The following is a 17,361-nucleotide window of genomic DNA, read 5'->3' as shown; positions in this document are numbered from 1 at the left end:
GCGAGGCCGCCGACCGGCGTCCTATTCGGGTTCGGGGCCCCGCTCGGGGCCGGGCCGCTTGGCCAGCTTGCGCTGCAGCGAGCGCCGGTGCATGTTGAGCAGGCGGGCGGCGGCGGAGACGTTGCCGCCGGTTTCATGCAGTGCCTGCTGGATGTGTTCCCACTCCAGGCGGTGGAGGGGAATCATGGTCGATTCCACCGTGACGGCCTCGGCCTTCTCCAGGCCCAGCGCGCGCAGGATCATGTCGGCGGTGGCGGGCTTGGGCAGGTAGTCGTCGGCGCCGCGCTTGATGGCGTCGACGGCGGTCGCCACGCTGGCGTAGCCGGTCACGAGCAGGATGCGCATGTCGGCGCGCAGGGCACGCAGCGGCTTGATCAGCGTAAGCCCCGAGTCGTCGCTGCTGAGCTTGAGGTCGACCAGCGCGAAGCCGGGGCGGATCTCGTCGGCGATGCGCAGCGCTTCGGCGATGGTGGTGGCGGTGCGGGTTTCGAGTCCGCGCCGGGCCAGGCTGCGCTGCAGGGTGCGCAGGTAGAGTTCGTCGTCGTCGACCAGCAGGCCGGTATCCAGGTCAGTCATCATGAGGTCACAGTGGTTTCCACGGGGAGTTGGAACTGGATGCGCACGCCGCCGCCCTCGGCGGCGGTCATGGTCATGTCTCCGCCCAGGCGTTCGACCGTGGCGTGCGACAGCGCCAGGCCCACGCCCAGGCCGCCGGGCTTGCCGCTGCGGAACAGCGTGGCGGGCAAGAGCGGCTGGTCGGGGTTCAGGCCGCGTCCGTAGTCGCGCACCACGCCACGCACCATGCCGCCCTTGCATTCCAGGTGCAGGTCCACGTAGGGGGCGCCGGCCTGGACGCCGGCATCGGCGGCATTGTTCAGCAAGGCCTGGAGCAGGTGGGCGACCGAGGGTTCGACGCGCAGGCCGCGGGGCAGGACACCCGTGCGGTGCAGTTCGACCGTGGGGCGGACCAGCTTCCACTGCTCCACCACACGTTCCAGTTCCACTTCGGTTGGGACCGCCAGATTGCGCACGCGTTCCCGGCACAGGCCCAGCAGTTCGGTCAGCATCTCGGTGTCGGCGCGCAGGTCGTCGGTGTCGGCCTGGGCGGCGATCTCGTCGGCCAGCAGCGTCATGGTGGCCAGCGGGGTGTTCAGTTCATGCGCCATCGAGGCGGCGTGGGTGGCCAGCGCCACGATGCCCTCGTTGCGCGCGAAGCGTTCGCGCAGGTCGGCCAGTTCGCGCTCGCGGTTGCGCAGGTCGGCCGCCAGCCGGGTCGAGAAGATCAGGATCACGCTGACCGAGATCAGGAAGCTGGCGGCGATACCCCACAGCAGCAGTTCGTAGGCGTCGCCAGGAGCGTGCAACGGGTGGCCGAAAATGGCCGCCGCGGCATAGCCGATCACGCCCGCGCCGGCGGTGGCGTAGGCCCAGCGGTTGGGCAGGGCCATCGCCGCCAGGGCGATCAGGACCAGGAACAGCAGGCCGAAGGGGTTGCTGATGCCGCCGCTCCAGGCGACCATCCAGGCCAGCACGACGATGTCGACCAGCATGTGCAGGAAGGCGGTGGCATGCGAGGGTTCGTCGCCGGTGCGCAGGCGCCAGCCGGCGTAGAGGTTGAACAGGATAAGGGTGGCGACGCCGCTCCACAGCATGCCCAGGGGCAGGTCCACGCCCAGTGGACCGCTGGCGATGAAAATGGTGGCGGCCTGGCCGCCTATGGCAAGCCAGCGCAGGCTGGAAAGCGTGCGTAGGAAAGAGATTTCTGTGCGGTTCATACGATGGAAGACGGCCGGCGGCGGGCGCGCCGGCAGGCTCCATTATGGCGCACGCGGCAAGGGTGCCGCCGACCGGCGGCCCGTGCTCAGGCGTGGGAGGCGGGCGGCTGTCCCCGGCGCAGGGCCAGGCCCAGCATGACGAGTGTGATGCCCTGGAACAGCAGGTCCAGGGACAGCAGCAGGCCCAGGATCCACAGGCTGTTCTCGGGCCAGCCCATGGCCACCAGCAGTCCGGCCAGCAGCGTGACGGCGCCCGACAGCGCCAGCCAGCCCCAGCCCTGCTGGCCGCGGTGCTGGAACCAGATCCACAGGCGCAGCGCGCCCGAGGCAATCAGGAACGCGCCCAGCAGCAGCGTCAGCACCGCCGCGCCGGCCAGCGGGTTGTACAGGGCGACGCCCCCGGCGATGGCATAGAGCAGGCCGCCCAGGGTCCAGAACAGGAAGCCTCGCCAGTCCTTGACGCGCCAGGCCTGCACCAGTTGGCCGATGCCCGCCACCAGCATCATCGCGCCGACGAACAGGACGCTGGCGACGGTGGCGGCCAGGACGTAGGCCCCGGCCACGAAGCCGAGGACCAGCATCAGCACGCCCAGGGCGACGAACCAGCCCCATCGCGCGCCCAGCGTTTTCAAGGTTTCCGTCAGATCGACGCCGCCCGGCACGGGCGTGGGATTCGGAGCATCTGCCATGTCTGTTCCCTCCTTGGTGTGGTACGCCGCATCCCCATATGCGGTGTATCCACCGCATACGGTACCAGCGTCCAGCCGGGCGCGTGCGGCAAATCTTGTAACCGCCCGGGCGGGAGGTGTCGCGCCTCATCGTGTGCTATTGGCCAGGTCCGGGCGCGCCCTGGCGTCCGGATGGCGCCGCTCAGGGCTGGCCCGCGCCGGCGGGAGGGGACGCGCGGCGCATATCGGCGCAGGCGAGACCGAAAATGGCCAGGCCGCCCACGGCCAGCAGCAAGCCGACCCAGCCGGTGGAGGCCCAGCCCAGGCCGGCCGATATGGTCAGGCCGCCCAGCCACGCGCCCAGCGCGTTGGCGAGGTTGAAGGCCGAGTGGTTCAGGGCCGCGGCCAGCGTCTGCGCGTCGCCGGCGACGTCCATCAAGCGGATCTGGAGGGCCGGCCCGATGGCGACGACGGTGCCGATCAGGAAGACGTTGAACGCGCCCAGCCAGATGTTGGACGCGGTCAGGCAGAACAGCCCGAGCACCAGCCCCGACCAGACCAGCAGTCCGCCTATGGTGGGCATCAGCGCCTTGTCCGCGAGCCGCGAACCGGCCAGGTTGCCGGTCACCATGCCCACGCCGAACAGCGCGAGGACGAAGGGAACCCCATGCACCGGCAGGCCGGCGAGTTCCATCAACGTGGGCTTGATGTAGCTGAATACCGCGAACATGCCGCCGAAGCCGATCGCGCCTATGCCCAGCGTCAGCCAGACCTGCTTGCGGCGCAGCGCGCCGAGTTCGCGCCAGGGGCTGGCGCCTTCGCTGGCGGGGATGTCCGGGATCCAGCGCCAGACCAGGAGCGAGGCCAGGATGCCGATGACACCCACCAGCGCGAAGGCGGCGCGCCACCCCAGCCACTGGCCGAGGCCGGTGGCCAGCGGAACGCCGATCAGCGTGGCCACGGTCAGGCCCAGCATGACGTAGCCGACGGCCCGGGCGCGCTGGCCCGCGGGCGCCAGGTGCGCGGCCACCAGGGCAGCCACGCCGAAGTAGGTGCCGTGGGGCAGGCCCGTCATCAGCCGCATCAGGATCATGGACAGGTAGCCCGGCGCCGCCGCGCTGGCGAAATTGCCCAGGGCGAAGAAGATCATCAGGGCCACGAGCAGCGCGCGGCGCGGCATGCGGGCGCCCAGTACCGCCAGCACCGGCGCCCCGACGACGACACCCAGGGCATAGGCGCTGATCAGGTGTCCGGCGGCGGGGATGGAGATGCCGAGGTCCTGGGCCGCGTCGGGCAGCAGTCCCATGATGACGAACTCGCCGGTGCCGATGCCGAATCCTCCCAGCCCGAGCGCGAGCAGGGCGCGGCCGAAGGAGGGCGGCTGGACGGAAGCGGCGGGCGAATCCGGCTGGGAGGATGGCGGCGAGGAGGGGGCGTGCATGGAGGAGAACGGGGCCGCGGGAGCGGGAAATGCGGGTGCGATAGCTTAGCAGGTGCAGGTTGCAGTGCACAAAAACACGGGGGCGCGGCGCGGTGGGGCGGCGCCGGCCTCGGGCTATGATGCGGGGCTCATGCGCGGTCAGCTCCCGGATCGCCGCGCCGGATTTCCACGAAGGAGGCCCCATGAGCGACATCACCATCTACCACAATCCCGCCTGCGGCACATCGCGCAAGGTCCTGGCCCTGTTGCAGGAACGCGGATTCGAACCCACGGTCGTCGAGTACCTGAAGACGCCCCCCAGCCGCGACACGCTCAAGGGCTTGATCGCCGCGACCGGATTGCCGATGCGCGAAGCGATGCGGGTCAAGGGCAGTCCCTACGAGGAACTCGGACTGGGCGACCCGAAGTGGAGCGACGACGATCTGCTCGATTTCATGATGCAGCATCCCATCCTGATCAACCGCCCCATCGTCGTGGCGCCGCGAGGCACCCGGCTGTGCCGGCCGATGGAGGTCGTGCTGGACATCCTGCCCTAAGGCCTCGCCGCCGCGTCCGCGCCGAGGCTGCCGCGTTCGACGCGGTTGCGGCCAAGCTTCTTGGCCGTGTACAGCGCCGCATCGGCCGCCGCCAGCGTGCGTTCGTAGTCCGGGTGGTCGGTGTGCATGGCGAGCCCCAGGCTGATGGTGGCCTGCAGCGGGACGTCGCCGGGCAGCATGATGCGTTCGGCCGCCACCTGCTGGCGCAGCCTTTCAGCGATGTGCCAGGCCTGTTCTTCGCTGGTCTCCACCAGTACCAGCAGGAACTCTTCGCCGCCGTAGCGGAAGGCATAGTCGCTGCTGCGCATGCCATTGAGCAGGACGGTGGCGACGCTGCGCAGCGCCAGGTCTCCCGCGTGATGGCCATAGCGGTCATTGATGGATTTGAAGTGGTCGACGTCCACCATGATCAGTGCGAACGAGGACCGCGCACGCAGGGTCAGGGCGACCTCGCGCCTGAGCACGGTGGGCAGGAAGCGCCGGTTCATCAACTGTGTCAGGGCGTCCCGGCCGCTTTCGAGTTCCGACATCTGCTCGAACAGGACTCCCAGCAACTGCTTGACCTGGGATACGTTCTCGCGGACGCCACGCAGCAGTTGCGTGCGGGGCGCGGGTTGCCCGCCGGCGGCGCGGGCGTCCCGGAGCCGCGCGTCGATCGCGGCGATCAAGCCGCTGATCGCCTGGATTTCGGGCGTTTCGCCGAAGCTGGGCTGGCCCTTGTGCGTGAACCACAGCCCGAACGTGGACGCCGACAGGTCCTGCACGTCGGCCAGCGGTCCGTCGGTCGCGATCTGGTAGACCAGGCCGTTTTCCCAGTCCAGCAAGGACGCCCGCTGGCGCTCGCGCTCGGTGCCCAGGTTCTGCATCAGCGAGAACAGGCGGTAGGCCTCGTCGCTGCGCGCGGACCGTTCGTGCGAGCGCGAATACGAGGCGGTCATCGCCTCCATCGACAGGTCCAGCACCTGCGAGACGTAGAGCATGGCGGTTTGCCGGTCGCGTTCCCCGGGGCCCTCGCCGCACAGGCGTTCCAGCAGGCGCAGCTTCAGCCGCCGGGCGCCCCGGGCAACCAGCGTGACGGGAATACCCAGGCGGGCATGCACATCGCCTATCACCCGCTGCGTGGCGATCAGGCCTTCGATGCCCGCCGGATCGGCGGTGGTCAGGACATCCCGCAGCCATTTCTGCAGCGAGGCGTGCAGGCGTTCGTGCACCTGCTGGCTGGACAGGAAGACCGAGGCTTGTTCGTCGGCCAGCATGTGGTCGTAGAAGTCGTCGGCCAGTTCGCGCACGTTGCCGTGCACGATGCCGGACAGCAGGTCGCGGCCGGGTGGTGAGAGGCGGGCCATCAGGTCGCGCCATTCTTCGGCAAGCAGGGTCTCGGAGAAATGATTGTCTTGAGGCATGGAGCGGGGAACGGAAGGCGGATGCGGTCGGACCGGATTAGAGCAGGATCCTGCCTTCGATGCAGTCGGCCACGTCGCCGCCCACCCAGATGCCGTCCGTTTCACGGCTGACGTGGACCCGCCCGGCCCGGCCCAGGGCGGTACCCTGGCTGGCGACGTAGCGGTCGGGGGCGCGCCCCGAACCGATCAGCCATTGCGCGATGCCGGCGTTCAGGCTGCCGGTCACGGGGTCTTCCGGCACGCCCAGGCCCGGCGCGAAGGCGCGCACCTCGAACCGGGCCTCGGTGCCGTCCACGGCGGGATCCCAGGGCGCGACCACGCCGATCTTGAGCATGCCCATGGCCGCGTGGTCCGGCTCCAGCGCCAGGACCTGCGCGCGCGAGGCGAGCATGACCGCCATCCAGGCCGGCCCGTTGTCCACCCAGTTGGCGTCGAGGATGGCCGCGGGCGGGATGCCCAGGCCGCGCGCCGCCTGCGCGAGCGTGGCCGGGTCGACGTCGCCCGCGCGGCGCAGGGGCGGTGCCGCGAACGCGAGGCGTCCCTGCGAGCGCCGTATCCGGACCAGCCCGACGCCGCATTCCTGCACGATGTCCGGGCCGCCCGGCTGGCCGCCCGCCCGCAGCCAGGCGTGGCAACTGCCCAGCGTGGGGTGCCCGGCGAAGGGTAGTTCGCCGGCCGGCGTGAAGATGCGTACGCGGTAGTCGGCGCCGGCCTGGGTGGGGCGCAGCAGGAAGGTGGTCTCGCTCAGCCCGGTCCATCGGGCGAGCGCGGCCATGCGGGTTTCATCGAGTCCATCGGCGCCGTGCACGACGGCCAGGGGATTGCCCCGCAGCGGAACCGCGGTGAACACGTCCACCTGGCTGAAGCCGTGGGGGGAGGGGACGGGTGTCGTCGTCATGGGCGCATCAACTCAAACGTAGCTGGACAGCAGGATGTTGGTTTCGGTGTTCGCGATGCCGGGGATCAATCGTATGCGTTCGAGCGCGCGGTCGAAATCCTCGAGACTCGCGGCCCGCAGCTCGGCCACGATGTCCCACCGGCCGTTGGTGGTGTGCAAGGCCTGGATGGCCGGTTCGCCGCGCAGGGACTGCAGGACGCGGCGGGCCGTGTTGCCTTCGATTTCTATGCTCATCCAGGCGCGGATGCCCCGGGGCTCGGCATCGGGCCGCAGGCGCACGGTATAGCCGACGATGATTCCCTGTTCCTCGAGGCGGGCCAGGCGGTTCTGGACCGTGCCGCGCGAAACCTGGAGCTTCTGGGCAAGGGTGGAGACCGGCGTGCGCGCGTTGTCGCGCAGCAGGGCGATCAAGCGATGGTCGACGTCGTCCATGGCGGTATCCCCGGCGCGTGAGAGCGATGGCAAAACGATAGCAGAGTCTGGCGTTATGGCAATCCATGGGAAGAAATGCCCAGTTTCTTGCACTCCATCTTGGCGTCACGGACGAGCAGAATGATGGGGAGGCCAGTCCGGCCGCGCATGTCGCAAGGAGCTAGCGTGAAGACCCAAGCCAGGATCCTGATGGTCGAGCCCCGGTATTTCGATGTCAGCTATCGCATCAATCCGTGGATGCAGCCCGATGCGTGGGCGCGCGACCCCGACGGGTGCGCGGCCGCCGCGAACGGCGCGTCGCGCGCCCTGCGCCGCGCGTTGGCGCGCGCGGGCTGCGAGGTGGTCCTGCGCGCGGGCAGTCCCGGTCTCCCCGACATGGTCTTTCCCGCGAATGCGGCCATCGTGCTGGATGGCCGGGCCCTGCTGGCCCGCTTCCGCTATCCCCAGCGCCAGGGCGAGGAAGCCGCCTTCCTGGAGATGTTCCGCGCGCTGCGCGACGAGGGCTTGCTGGCCGAAGTGGCGCAGTTGCCCGGCGGATGCTTCCAGGAAGGGGCGGGCGACGCCATTTGGGACGCCAACCGGCAATGGTTCTGGGCGGCCTACGGCCCCCGGTCGTCGCGCGAGTCGCTGGCTCGCATCGGCGAGTTCTTCGGCAAGGAAACCGTGGCGATGGAACTGGTCTCCGATCGTTGCTACCACCTGGACGTGTGCTTCTGCCCGCTTGCCGGCGGCGAGATCCTGGTTTTTCCGCCCGCGCTGACCGCCCGGGCCCTGCGCAACCTGCATGGGCGCGTGCCCGCGGACAGGCTGATCGTGGCCACGGAAGAAGACCTGGCCCGCTTCAGCGTGAACGCGGTCAGCGTGGGCAGGGAGATCGTCATGGCCACGCCCACGGCGCGGCTGCGCGCTGTGTTGCAAGAACGGGGATACCGGGTGACACCGGTCGATCTCGCGCCCTTCATGATGTCCGGCGGGGGCGCCTACTGCATGACCTTGCGCCTGGACCGGGCGAGTCTGGCCGATTGCGCCGCGCCCGCTTCCGCCAGGGAGGCCGCGACGGCCTGAGGAGGGCATATGAAGACGCGCTATCTGGATGCGGCCACGGTGGCCCGCATGATCGGCGAACATGGGACGATACGCGTCATCGAGGAACTGGCGCGGCATATCCGCGACGATTACCTGCGCTGGCCGGAGTTCGAGAAATGCGCGCGGGTGGCGAATCATTCCAGCATGGGGGTGATCGAGCTGATGCCGGTATCCGACGGCAGGCGCTATGCATTCAAGTATGTCAACGGCCATCCGGGCAACGCGCTGAGCGGCCTGCCTACCGTCCTGGCATTCGGCGTCCTGGCCGACGTCGCGACCGGCTACCCCCTGCTGCTGGCCGACCTGACCCTGGCGACGGCGCTGCGTACCGCCGCGACCTCGGCGCTGGCCGCGCGCGCCATGGCGCGCGCGGACGCCTGTTCCATGGCGTTGATCGGCAACGGCGCGCAAAGCGAATTCCAGGCGCTCGCCTTCCATGCCCTGTTGGGCATCGACGAGATCCGCGCCTACGATATCGACCGCCGCGCCACGGACAAGCTCATGGCGAACCTGGCCGGGATCGACAGGCTGCGGGTGACGGCGGCCCAATCGGCCGAGGAAGCGGTGCGGGGCGCGGACATCGTCACCACCGCGACCGCGGACAAGCGCCGCGCGTCGGTGCTGCGGACGCAGTGGGTGGCGCCCGGCATGCACGTGAACGCGGTCGGCGGCGACTGCCCCGGCAAGACCGAGCTGCATCCGGCCATCCTGCGGCAGGCCCGCGTCGTGGTGGAGTACGAGGCCCAGACCCGGGTCGAAGGCGAGATCCAGCAACTGCCGGCGAACTCGCCGGTGGTGCCGTTGTGGCAGGTTCTGTCTGGCGCGCAGCCGGGGCGGGAGTCGCCGGAGCAGGTGACGGTGTTCGATTCGGTGGGCTTCGCGCTGGAGGATTTCTCGGCGCTGCGCTATCTGCTGGGCCTGGCGCAGGCCAGCGCGTCGGGACAGGACGTGCAGCTCGTGCCCGACCTGGCGGACCCGAGGGATCTGTATTCGCTGCTGGCGGGCCAGCGACGGGCCGTAGCGCCCGCGGTCACATCCTGACCCAGCCGCGCGCGATCATCAGGTGCAGGGCCAGGCCCAGCAGGAATCCGGCCGCGACGTTCCACATGCACAGGGCGGCGGTGGCCAGGACCACCAGGCGCTGGTTCCTGTCCGTCGGCAGCACGCTGCTGCCGAGCGCGAGCTGGGCGCCGGTCAGGAACAAGACCACGCCCAGGATGGACAGCGGAAACAGCTTGAACAGCAGCGCGACTCCCGCGCTGAAGAACAGCGCGAGCGCCAGCAGGATGACCCCCAGGATGACCAGCGCGCCGCCCGTGCGGGCGCCGAAGGCCACATGGCCGGCCATGCCGCCCGCGCCGTGGCACATGGGCACTCCGCCGACCACCGAGCTGAAGACGTTCATGATGCCGGTCGAGGTCGCCAGGCCAGTCTCGGACACCGGGCGCTGAGGAAACAGACGGTTGTTCTCTTCCTTGACCGCGATGACGGCGTTGCCCAGCGTGAGCGGAAGCTGGGGCAGGGCCAGCAGCGCCGCGCCGATCGCCAGCTCGTGCAGGCTCACCTCCGACAGCGCGAACGAAGGCGAGGGCAGGCCCAGCGGGATCTGCGCCAGTTCATGCAACAGCGCGGGCTGGCGCCAGGCGCCCACCGCGGCGCCGAAGATGAGCAGCGCGAACATCGCGGGCAGGGTGCGGTTACCCATCAACAGCAGCGTGCCCACGCCGGCCAGCGCCGCGATGGGCCAGTCGGTCTGCATCATTTTCACGCCTTCGAGCATGAAGCCGAATCCCAGTCCCAGCATGATGCCCAGGACCACGGCGGGGGGGACCAGGCGCGTCACCCGGGTGGCCATGCCGCTCAGCCCCAGGAACAGCCAGGCGAGGCCGGTGGCGAGCGCGGCGCCGTAGACCGCGCCCGGAGTGACCACGGCGGTCTGGGCCGCCTGGGTGATCGCCACCGCGCCGATGGCCTTCATCGGCTGCACCGGGATGGGGGTCTTGTAGTGGAGGCCGCAGGCCAGCATGCACAGGCCGAAGGCGAACAACACGCCGAACGGATCGAGCTTGAGCACGCCGATATAGGCGGCAACGAAAGGAATCAGGGTGCCGAGATCGCCGAAGGCGCCTGCCCATTCCATGCGATCGTAGCGATTGCCCGTGGCGGCCGGTTGCGGCGCGGAGCGGCTGGCGGGTTCGCGCACCCGTATCCCCTTTCAATGCGGACGAACCAAAGGACGATTGTCGGCCACCCGGCGGGGTCTGTAAACAAGACAGGCCGCTCGGCGGTCCCGGGGGGCGTTTCAGGCGCAGGCCCGCGCGCGCAGTGTCCGGGACATGGCGTCCAGCATGCGTGCCCAGTCCCGGCGGACGCGTTCGGCCTCGGCCGCCCGGTCGACATCAAGCTGTTGGGTGACCTTGATCTTGCAGCCGGGTTCGGCGTCGATCAGCGCCACGGTGACCAGGTCTGGCCGCGGGGCGTCCGCCGCCTGCCATTCGAAGGCCAGGCAATAAGGCCGGTCCATGATCAGATAGTCGTCCCGGCACCCGGTTTCGCCGTCGGTCCGCCGCTGGGACAAGGCGGCCATGCAGGCATCGAAGACCGATTCGGCGGGCACGGGGAGATGCCGGACAGTGCAGACGTCTATCGTTCGGCTCATGCTGGCGTTTTCCTGACAAACGGGACATCCGGCGGATGCCGCCGGACAGGAGAGACGCAGCGTAGCGAATTTTGTGTACAGTGTCCACAATTCCCCGGACGGGGTGTCGGGATAGCCGGTGGACGTCAGCCCCAGGCGGCGCCCAGTTCGCGCGTCATCTGGGCCGCCGGCAGTTCGCGGCACGCGCCGGGGTTCTGGCCGCACCAGAGCGGGGAGAAATCGCCCGAGCCTTGCGCCTCGGCCTTGGCGCGCAAGGGCGCGATCGCCGAGGTGGCGAGGGGAAAGGCCGGCGCCGCCGGCGACATGGGCCCCAGTTCGCGCATGACCCGGTTCACGATGCCGCGCGCCGGACGGCCGGAAAACACGTTGGTGAGCGCGGTATGGGCGGCGGGATGCTTGAGCGCGGCACGGTGGATGGCGCTGATCGTGGACTCCGGGCAGAGCAGGTAGGCCGTGCCGGCCTGTACGCCGGCCGCGCCCAGCGTCCGCGCCGCCGCGACCGTGCGCGCATCGGCGATCCCACCCGCCGCCACCACCGGCACGCGCACCGCTGCCACGATCTGCGGCAGCAGCGCGAAGGTCCCCGACTGGATGTCCAGGTCGTCGGACAGGAAGAGGCCCCGGTGGCCGCCGGCCTCGTTGCCCTGCGCGATGATGACGTCGGCGCCGTGGTCTTCCAGCCAGCGCGCTTCGGCGACGGAGGTGGCCGACGACAGCACCCGGGATCCCCACGACTTCACACGGGCCAGCAAATCCGCCGATGGCAGGCCGAAATGGAAACTGACCACGGGAGGCCGGCAGGGTTCGACCAGGTCGGCGATCTCGGCCGTGAACGGCGCGCGCCCCGGGCCGGGCGGAATGCCGGCGGGATCGATGCCGAATTCCGCGTAGTACGGGCCGAGGGCCTGGCGCCATCGTGCTTCGCGCGCGGCGTCGGGTACGGGGGGCGTATGGCAGAAAAAGTTGATGTTGTAGGGCCGGTCGGTGCCCGCTCGCAGCGTGTCGAGTTCGGCGCGCAGCGCATCGGGTCCCAGCATCGCGCAGGGCAGTGACCCCAGGCCGCCCGCGTTGGACACGGCGATCGCGAGCGCGCTGCCCTGCGAGCCGGCCATGGGAGCCTGGATGACGGGAAAGGCGATGCCCAGCAGTTCGTGCAGATTCATGACGCAGCCTTGATGGGAAACGGAGGAAAGAGGGAAGGGGTGCCGGCGGGCAGGAGGTCGGCGAGCGTGTAGTGGTCCAGGTGTTGCAGGAAACGCTGCAGGGCGGCATCGAGGATGCCCGTCAGGCGGCAGTGGCCCGTCAGCACGCAGGTGCTGCCGGTGGCGTGGCATTCGACCAGGTGGAAATCCGGCTCCAGGTCGCGCAGCACGTCGCCCAGGCCTATCCGTTCGGGCGGCCGGGCCAGGCGCATGCCGCCGCCCCTGCCGCGCACCGTCTCCAGGTAGCCCAGTTGGCCCAGGCGATGGGTCACCTTCATCAGGTGGGCGGCGGAAATGCCGTGGGTCTGGGCGACCTCGGCGATCGTGCACAGCCTGTCGGCATGTGCGCCAACGTACATCAGCAGCCGCAGCGCATAGTCGCTCTGGACGGTCAGGCGCATGGCAGCTCGCGCGCCAGGCGGTCGGGATGGCGATGCATCTGGTAGCCCAGCCACAGGCTTTGCGCGATGCGGCGGGCCATGACCTGGGCTCGCCCGGCCATGGCCTGGTTCTCCTGTTCCCGGGCCGTCAGGTCGAACAGTTCCAGCCAGCGCGCGAACAGGGCCTCGTGCAGGTCGGGCAGGGCGGCGTGCCGCGTCATCGGTGTGCCGCCATAGCGCCGCGTACCGCGCAGGATGGAGGACCAGAAATCGGTGAGTTTGGAAAGATGGCTGTCCCAGTCGTCGACATGGGCCTCGAAGATGGGGCCCAGCGCGGCATCCTGCCGTACCCGGGCGTAGAAGGCCGAGACGAGGCGAGCGATTTCTTCGTCGGTGCAGGAGTTGAGGTCGAGCATGGGAGCCGTCCATAAAGATGTATGTTGAATATATCTTATCAGAAGCCCGCGCGGCCGAGCCAGCCCGGGCCAGCCTGGTGCTACAGTATGCGCAGCCTCGAACCCGATACCGATTTCCCATGTCTTACCTGGCATCGCTCTGGACCCAGCTGATCGCCTGGGTCAGCAACCATTTCGTCGAACCGGCCGTCGTCTTTCTGCACATCGCCGATACCGCGGGCAATCCGCTGGAGATCTCCGAGGCGCTGCTGATCGCGCTGTTGCAGCTGTTCATCATCGGCTTCATCTTCCGCCCGCTGGAAACCCTGGCTCCGGCCGAGCGCTGGGAGGACCGGGGCCTCACGCGCATCGACCGTCTTTATACGCTGCTGATGCTGCTGGGCCTGTTCCCGCTGTTCAGCTACCTGATCCTGACGCCGTTCGCCAACATGCTGGGCGGGCTGGGAGGCGAGGCCGACGCCGGGCCGGCCATGTCGTCGGGGCTCAAGCATTGGGTGCCGTGGTTCGAGAACCATCCCTATCTGCTGTTCCTGGTCTATTACCTTGTGTACGACTGCGTCTATTACTGGATGCATCGGGCCCAGCATGCCATTCCCTGGTGGTGGGCGTTGCACAGCATGCACCACAGCCAGCGCCAGATGAGCTGCTGGACCAACGACCGCGGCAGCTACATCGACGGGGTGCTGCAATCCTTCATCCTGGCCACCGTCGGCCTGGCCATGGGCGTGGAGCCCTCTGAGTTCGCGCTGCTGGGCCTGTTGAGCGAGCTGGTGCAGAACCTGTCCCACACCAATGTACGCTTCGGCTTCGGCCGCATCGGCGAACGCGTGCTGGTCGACCCCAAGTTCCATCGCCTGCATCACATGGTGCGGGACCCGGAGCGTCCGTCGCTGCACAATTGCAACTTCGGGCAGGTCCTGCCCATCTGGGACATCCTGTTCGGCACGTCGCTGTACGGCGAGAAGGTCCGCCCGACCGGGGTCAGCGATCCCATGGTCGACGCCGACAACGACCGCGGCCTGGTCGGTCAGCAGTGGCAGGCCGCCCGGCGCTTCTGGGGGGCCGTGCGACGGCCCGCCGGGTGGAGGCTGGGCGAGGTGTCGTTCGGTCCGGACTATGCCCCGGTCCCCAGCGACGAGGCCGAGCACTTGCCCACGCGTACCGGCACGGGGCCGGCCGGCGGGGCGCCGGCGGCCTGAGGCGGGTCCGTCCGGCAACGCCGGCGGGCTTGGCCGTACGGTGCATGCGCCATAATGGCTGAGTGCCAACTCTGTCGCCAAACATGAAAAGCGAATCCACTTTCGAATGGCTGGGGGCTATGCTGGGCGAGGTCATCCGCACCATCGTCGCCGCGTTGAAAGCCGTGTTCGGCGGCTTCGGCGAAGCCGTCGGCGCGTTTTCCTCGGGGCTGGCCGGTGCGCTGGGCATGAGCCCGACCCTGTTCAATTTCGGGTTGCTGGTCCTGGGGCTGTTGCTGCTTTACGCCGGCATACGCGCGTTGATGAATCGCTCGGTGCTGGGCGCGATCTTCTGGTTCCTGCTGGCGGTGCTGCTGCTGGGCGGGCTGATCGGCGAAACCGGCCCGGCCGCCTGAGGTTGCCGCGGCACGGGAAATGAGGTGTCATGGAACGATTTCCATGGCCGAGGTACTACGTCAGATGCTTCCCATCCTCATTCTTCAGACCGGGGCGCCGCCGCATGCGGTCGGCGCGGCCTATGGCGGCTTCGACCGCATGGTCGGAGAGGTGGCGGGACTGAGTTCCGCGCGCCTGGCCCGTGTGGCCGCCTACAAGGGCGAGAAGCCCGAGGCGCCGTCCCGCTATGCGGCCGCGCTGATCACCGGTTCGCGGGCCAACGTGACCGATCATGCCTCGTGGAGCGAGGCTTGCGCGGGCTGGGTGCGCGACGCGATGGATGTGTCGCTGCCCCTGTTCGGCATTTGTTATGGCCATCAGTTGATGAGCCACGCGCTGGGCGGGCGCGTGGACTACCTGGACGGTGGGCGGGAAATCGGCACCCAGCAGGTCGAGCTGACGCGGGCGGCAGCCGGCGACGCGCTGCTGGAGGGCATGCCGACGGTCTTCGCCGCCCATTTCATCCACGAGCAGACCGTGGCCGAACCGCCCGCAGGCGCGGCGGTGCTGGCCCGCAACGGCAAGGACAGCCATCAGATGCTGCGCTATGGCCCGCAAGCGGTGTCGGTGCAGTTCCATCCGGAATTCACCGTGCCTGTGATGCGGGCGTATTTCGACGTGATGCAGGCCGGGCTCGCCGGTGAAGGTCTGGATGTCCGGGCCTTGCGGGCGGGCGTGGCCGAGACGCCGGTGTCCCATGCCATCATGCGGCGGTTCTTCGCCCGCATCGCCGCCGCGCCGTCGACGCCGGCATCCGCGGATACGCGATGACCGCTGCGCCGATTCCTGTCCCGACCAAGGAGACCGCTATTTCCAAACCGTTTCTTTCCCGCGCCAGGCTGCTGGCCGGAGGCCTGGCGGTGCTGGCCGCCGCGCAGGCCCATGCCCAGCTCGATACCGGCGCCTGCCTGGCCAGGTTGAGACCGGCGGCCTCCGCCAACGGCATCCAGGTTGCCGATTTCGATACCTATACGCAAGGCGCGACCTTGCTGGCATCGACGGTGGCGTCGGCCCGGGCCCAGCCCGAGGGCAGGGAAACGTGGTGGGACTACCTGGCCAAGACCGTCGATGAGGAGCGGGTGGCCGACGGGCGCAAGCTGATGGCGGCCGAGGCCGTGCCGCTGTCGAGCATCGCCGCGCGCTATGACGTGGATGGCGAGGTGATGGTGGCGATCTTCGGCATCGAGACGAACTTCGGCCGGGTGTTGGGCAAGACCCGTGTATTGGACGCCTGGCTGACCCGCGCGTGCACCGAGGGCAAGACCCTGTGGATCAAGAACGTCTACGCCTCGGTACGGATGCTGCGCGACGGGCTGGTGCAGCCGGACACCTTCGTGGGGTCGTGGAGCGGCGCCTTCGGCATGACCCAGTTCATTCCCACCTCGTACTATGAACTCGCGGCCGACGGCGATGGAGATGGAAGGATAGACCTGTACGGATCGCTGCCCGATGCGCTGGCTTCGACGGCCAACCACCTGCGCAAGCGGCGCGCGCAGTGGACGCGGGGGCTCTTGCCGGTCATCGAGGTCAAGCTGCCGGCCGGCGTGGCGGCAGGCGTGCCCGCCGGCGAAGAATTCGCGGGCTCGGAGCGCCGCACGCTGGCGGACTGGACCGCGCGCGGCGTCACGCGCGTGGACGGCGGCCGCCCGGACCGGCTGCGCGGCGGCGAACCGGCCCCGGAGTCGCCCGCGTATCTGTTCGCGCCCACCGGCGCGGGCGGTCCGGTGTTCCTGGCCACGCGGAACTTCGACGCCATCCTGAGCTACAACAGCTCGCGCAAGTACGCGCTGGCCGTCAGCCTGTTGATCGACCGGCTGCGTGGCGAGCCGCCCATCGTCACGCCCTGGCCGACCGACGATCCCGGCCTGTCGCGCGCCGAGATCCGGGAACTGCAGGCGCTGCTGCTGGCGCGCGGCCATGACATCGGCACGCCGGACGGCATCCCGGGCAGCCGTACGCGCGACGCGGTGGCGGCGGAGCAGCAGCGGGCGGGCCTGGCTGTCGATGGCAGGGTGGGCCAGCGGATCCTGCAGACGCTGCGGCAGGATCCGCTGCCGCGCAACGGGCCGCCGCCCGCGCCGGCGCAGGGGGGCGGCGCATGAAGGCTGCGCCGGGGCCGGGCATCCTGGCGGTCGACATCGGTGGCACGGGACTGAAAGCCGCCGTCATCGACGAGGCGGGCCGGCTGCTGGGCGCGCACCTGCGGGTGCCGACACCCCGGCCGTGTCCGCCGGACCGATTGCTGGAGGAGATCGCGAGCATGGCCGCTTCGCTGGGAGCCTATGACCGGATCTCCATCGGTTTTCCCGGGGTGGTGCGGCGGCAGCGCGTCCTGACCGCGGTCAATCTCGGTTCGCCGTCGTGGGTGGGCTTTCCGCTGGCGCAGGCGTTGGGCGACCGGCTGGGCTGCCCCGCGCGGATGGTGAACGATGCCGACATGCAGGGCTACGGCCTGGCCCAGGGCGAGGGCCTGGAATTCGTCATGACGCTGGGCACTGGCGTGGGGACGGCGCTCTTTCGCGACGGCCGGTTGATGCCGCACCTGGAGCTCGCGCACCATCCCATGATGGACGGCAAGACCTACGAGGAATGCCTGGGTGACGCGGCGCTGCGGGCCGAGGGCCGGCGGCGCTGGAACCGGCTCCTGTCGCGCGCGCTGGCGCTGATCGACATCCTGCTGACGCCGGATCGCATCCACCTGGGCGGCGGCAATGCCCGGGAGGTGGATGCGGGCTTGCCGCCCCACGTAAGCGTGGGCTCGAACGACGCCGGGCTGATGGGCGGGGCGGCTTTGTGGAGGAGCTGGGATCCAGCCCACGCCTGAGGCGAGG

General features: G+C 69.5%; 19 protein-coding genes and 1 pseudogene. 8 read left to right on the top strand and 12 right to left on the bottom strand.

Annotated features, from left to right (window positions below; translation table 11 throughout):
• Positions 1–21 precede the first annotated feature (21 nt).
• From AC1Q6E_RS18235 to AC1Q6E_RS18220, 4 genes are all read right to left on the bottom strand, one after another.
• Entirely contained in the window at positions 22–576 is a 555-nt protein-coding gene (locus AC1Q6E_RS18235; RefSeq protein ID WP_152797708.1) for a response regulator transcription factor, read from the bottom strand.
• Positions 576–1,775, bottom strand: a complete 1,200-nt coding sequence (locus tag AC1Q6E_RS18230) for an ATP-binding protein (RefSeq protein WP_152795362.1) — start codon at positions 1,773–1,775, stop codon at positions 576–578. The genes AC1Q6E_RS18235 and AC1Q6E_RS18230 overlap by 1 nt, the downstream gene beginning before the upstream one ends.
• 86 nt (positions 1,776–1,861) lie before the next feature.
• Positions 1,862–2,464: an HdeD family acid-resistance protein gene (locus tag AC1Q6E_RS18225; RefSeq protein WP_152795364.1), complete on the bottom strand. Its 603-nt coding sequence runs from the start codon at positions 2,462–2,464 to the stop codon at positions 1,862–1,864.
• A 181-nt stretch (positions 2,465–2,645) separates the two neighbouring features.
• Entirely contained in the window at positions 2,646–3,884 is a 1,239-nt protein-coding gene (locus tag AC1Q6E_RS18220; protein WP_296558800.1) for an MFS transporter, read from the bottom strand.
• Positions 3,885–4,066: 182 nt separating this feature from the next.
• On the opposite strand from AC1Q6E_RS18220, the pseudogene arsC reads away from it, so the two are divergent.
• Positions 4,067–4,417: pseudogene (gene arsC, locus AC1Q6E_RS18215) on the top strand (arsenate reductase (glutaredoxin)); the annotation flags it as partial.
• Here arsC and AC1Q6E_RS18210 read toward each other — a convergent pair.
• From AC1Q6E_RS18210 to AC1Q6E_RS18200, 3 genes are read right to left on the bottom strand one after another with little or no spacing between them, the layout of a single operon-like run.
• The gene (locus AC1Q6E_RS18210) at positions 4,417–5,823 is read right to left on the bottom strand and encodes a GGDEF domain-containing protein (RefSeq protein WP_152795370.1); all 1,407 of its coding nucleotides are present in this window, start codon (positions 5,821–5,823) and stop codon (positions 4,417–4,419) included. The pseudogene arsC and the gene AC1Q6E_RS18210 sit on opposite strands and share 1 nt — an antisense overlap.
• 37 nt (positions 5,824–5,860) lie before the next feature.
• Entirely contained in the window at positions 5,861–6,721 is an 861-nt protein-coding gene (locus AC1Q6E_RS18205; protein ID WP_492573235.1) for a PhzF family phenazine biosynthesis protein, read from the bottom strand.
• A 12-nt stretch (positions 6,722–6,733) separates the two neighbouring features.
• Positions 6,734–7,153 carry an Lrp/AsnC family transcriptional regulator gene (locus tag AC1Q6E_RS18200; protein WP_152795374.1) on the bottom strand — a complete coding sequence of 140 codons (420 nt, stop codon included), beginning with the start codon at positions 7,151–7,153 and terminating at the stop codon, positions 6,734–6,736.
• Positions 7,154–7,318: 165 nt separating this feature from the next.
• On the opposite strand from AC1Q6E_RS18200, the gene AC1Q6E_RS18195 reads away from it, so the two are divergent.
• Positions 7,319–8,218 (top strand): dimethylarginine dimethylaminohydrolase family protein, encoded by a 900-nt coding sequence (locus tag AC1Q6E_RS18195; RefSeq protein WP_492573234.1) that lies wholly within the window; start codon positions 7,319–7,321, stop codon positions 8,216–8,218.
• Between the two features lie 9 nt (positions 8,219–8,227).
• Positions 8,228–9,280 carry an ornithine cyclodeaminase gene (gene ocd / locus AC1Q6E_RS18190; protein WP_492573233.1) on the top strand — a complete coding sequence of 351 codons (1,053 nt, stop codon included), beginning with the start codon at positions 8,228–8,230 and terminating at the stop codon, positions 9,278–9,280.
• Here ocd and AC1Q6E_RS18185 read toward each other — a convergent pair.
• The 5 genes from AC1Q6E_RS18185 to AC1Q6E_RS18165 all read right to left on the bottom strand — a co-directional run bounded on the left by AC1Q6E_RS18185 (position 9,270) and on the right by AC1Q6E_RS18165 (position 12,896).
• Entirely contained in the window at positions 9,270–10,442 is a 1,173-nt protein-coding gene (locus tag AC1Q6E_RS18185; RefSeq protein ID WP_492573232.1) for a putative sulfate/molybdate transporter, read from the bottom strand. The two genes, ocd and AC1Q6E_RS18185, sit on opposite strands and share 11 nt — an antisense overlap.
• Before the next feature lie 99 nt (positions 10,443–10,541).
• Positions 10,542–10,898, bottom strand: coding sequence for an SRPBCC domain-containing protein (locus AC1Q6E_RS18180; RefSeq protein WP_492573231.1), 357 nt, complete (start codon positions 10,896–10,898; stop codon positions 10,542–10,544).
• Positions 10,899–11,023: 125 nt separating this feature from the next.
• The gene (locus AC1Q6E_RS18175) at positions 11,024–12,061 is read right to left on the bottom strand and encodes an NAD(P)H-dependent flavin oxidoreductase (RefSeq protein WP_492573230.1); all 1,038 of its coding nucleotides are present in this window, start codon (positions 12,059–12,061) and stop codon (positions 11,024–11,026) included.
• Positions 12,058–12,501 carry an RrF2 family transcriptional regulator gene (locus tag AC1Q6E_RS18170; RefSeq protein ID WP_152795384.1) on the bottom strand — a complete coding sequence of 148 codons (444 nt, stop codon included), beginning with the start codon at positions 12,499–12,501 and terminating at the stop codon, positions 12,058–12,060. The genes AC1Q6E_RS18175 and AC1Q6E_RS18170 overlap by 4 nt, the downstream gene beginning before the upstream one ends.
• The gene (locus tag AC1Q6E_RS18165) at positions 12,492–12,896 is read right to left on the bottom strand and encodes a group III truncated hemoglobin (protein WP_492573229.1); all 405 of its coding nucleotides are present in this window, start codon (positions 12,894–12,896) and stop codon (positions 12,492–12,494) included. Before AC1Q6E_RS18165 ends, AC1Q6E_RS18170 begins: the two co-directional genes overlap by 10 nt.
• A 119-nt stretch (positions 12,897–13,015) precedes the next feature.
• Between AC1Q6E_RS18165 and AC1Q6E_RS18160 the strand changes: the two genes are divergently transcribed.
• The 5 genes from AC1Q6E_RS18160 to AC1Q6E_RS18140 all read left to right on the top strand — a co-directional run bounded on the left by AC1Q6E_RS18160 (position 13,016) and on the right by AC1Q6E_RS18140 (position 17,354).
• Entirely contained in the window at positions 13,016–14,095 is a 1,080-nt protein-coding gene (locus tag AC1Q6E_RS18160; protein ID WP_152795388.1) for a sterol desaturase family protein, read from the top strand.
• Positions 14,096–14,178: 83 nt separating this feature from the next.
• Complete coding sequence (locus tag AC1Q6E_RS18155; protein ID WP_152795390.1) at positions 14,179–14,490, top strand: hypothetical protein; 312 nt, start codon at positions 14,179–14,181, stop codon at positions 14,488–14,490.
• A 43-nt stretch (positions 14,491–14,533) separates the two neighbouring features.
• Entirely contained in the window at positions 14,534–15,301 is a 768-nt protein-coding gene (locus tag AC1Q6E_RS18150; RefSeq protein ID WP_492573228.1) for a glutamine amidotransferase, read from the top strand.
• Positions 15,298–16,632, top strand: a complete 1,335-nt coding sequence (locus AC1Q6E_RS18145) for a lytic murein transglycosylase (RefSeq protein WP_492573227.1) — start codon at positions 15,298–15,300, stop codon at positions 16,630–16,632. Before AC1Q6E_RS18150 ends, AC1Q6E_RS18145 begins: the two co-directional genes overlap by 4 nt.
• Positions 16,629–17,354, top strand: coding sequence for an ROK family protein (locus AC1Q6E_RS18140; protein ID WP_152795394.1), 726 nt, complete (start codon positions 16,629–16,631; stop codon positions 17,352–17,354). The genes AC1Q6E_RS18145 and AC1Q6E_RS18140 overlap by 4 nt, the downstream gene beginning before the upstream one ends.
• The last annotated feature ends 7 nt before the right edge of the window (positions 17,355–17,361 follow it).

Source organism: Pigmentiphaga sp. MLSB6-MA01 (assembly GCF_058793475.1).
This window is presented reverse-complemented; position numbering and strand designations above follow the sequence as displayed.

Excerpts from the sequence above, each read along its gene's own strand:
- AC1Q6E_RS18175 (WP_492573230.1), bottom strand. The coding sequence starts at position 12,061 with ATGAATCTGCACGAACTGCTGGGCATCGCCTTTCCCGTCATCCAGGCT.
- AC1Q6E_RS18200 (WP_152795374.1), bottom strand. The coding sequence starts at position 7,153 with ATGGACGACGTCGACCATCGCTTGATCGCCCTGCTGCGCGACAACGCG.
- AC1Q6E_RS18150 (WP_492573228.1), top strand. The coding sequence starts at position 14,534 with ATGGCCGAGGTACTACGTCAGATGCTTCCCATCCTCATTCTTCAGACC.
- AC1Q6E_RS18235 (WP_152797708.1), bottom strand. The coding sequence starts at position 576 with ATGACTGACCTGGATACCGGCCTGCTGGTCGACGACGACGAACTCTAC.
- AC1Q6E_RS18225 (WP_152795364.1), bottom strand. The coding sequence starts at position 2,464 with ATGGCAGATGCTCCGAATCCCACGCCCGTGCCGGGCGGCGTCGATCTG.
- ocd (WP_492573233.1), top strand. The coding sequence starts at position 8,228 with ATGAAGACGCGCTATCTGGATGCGGCCACGGTGGCCCGCATGATCGGC.
- AC1Q6E_RS18170 (WP_152795384.1), bottom strand. The coding sequence starts at position 12,501 with ATGCGCCTGACCGTCCAGAGCGACTATGCGCTGCGGCTGCTGATGTAC.
- AC1Q6E_RS18145 (WP_492573227.1), top strand. The coding sequence starts at position 15,298 with ATGACCGCTGCGCCGATTCCTGTCCCGACCAAGGAGACCGCTATTTCC.
- AC1Q6E_RS18140 (WP_152795394.1), top strand. The coding sequence starts at position 16,629 with ATGAAGGCTGCGCCGGGGCCGGGCATCCTGGCGGTCGACATCGGTGGC.
- AC1Q6E_RS18205 (WP_492573235.1), bottom strand. The coding sequence starts at position 6,721 with ATGACGACGACACCCGTCCCCTCCCCCCACGGCTTCAGCCAGGTGGAC.
- AC1Q6E_RS18230 (WP_152795362.1), bottom strand. The coding sequence starts at position 1,775 with ATGAACCGCACAGAAATCTCTTTCCTACGCACGCTTTCCAGCCTGCGC.
- AC1Q6E_RS18155 (WP_152795390.1), top strand. The coding sequence starts at position 14,179 with ATGAAAAGCGAATCCACTTTCGAATGGCTGGGGGCTATGCTGGGCGAG.
- AC1Q6E_RS18180 (WP_492573231.1), bottom strand. The coding sequence starts at position 10,898 with ATGAGCCGAACGATAGACGTCTGCACTGTCCGGCATCTCCCCGTGCCC.
- AC1Q6E_RS18210 (WP_152795370.1), bottom strand. The coding sequence starts at position 5,823 with ATGCCTCAAGACAATCATTTCTCCGAGACCCTGCTTGCCGAAGAATGG.
- AC1Q6E_RS18160 (WP_152795388.1), top strand. The coding sequence starts at position 13,016 with ATGTCTTACCTGGCATCGCTCTGGACCCAGCTGATCGCCTGGGTCAGC.
- AC1Q6E_RS18220 (WP_296558800.1), bottom strand. The coding sequence starts at position 3,884 with ATGCACGCCCCCTCCTCGCCGCCATCCTCCCAGCCGGATTCGCCCGCC.
- AC1Q6E_RS18165 (WP_492573229.1), bottom strand. The coding sequence starts at position 12,896 with ATGCTCGACCTCAACTCCTGCACCGACGAAGAAATCGCTCGCCTCGTC.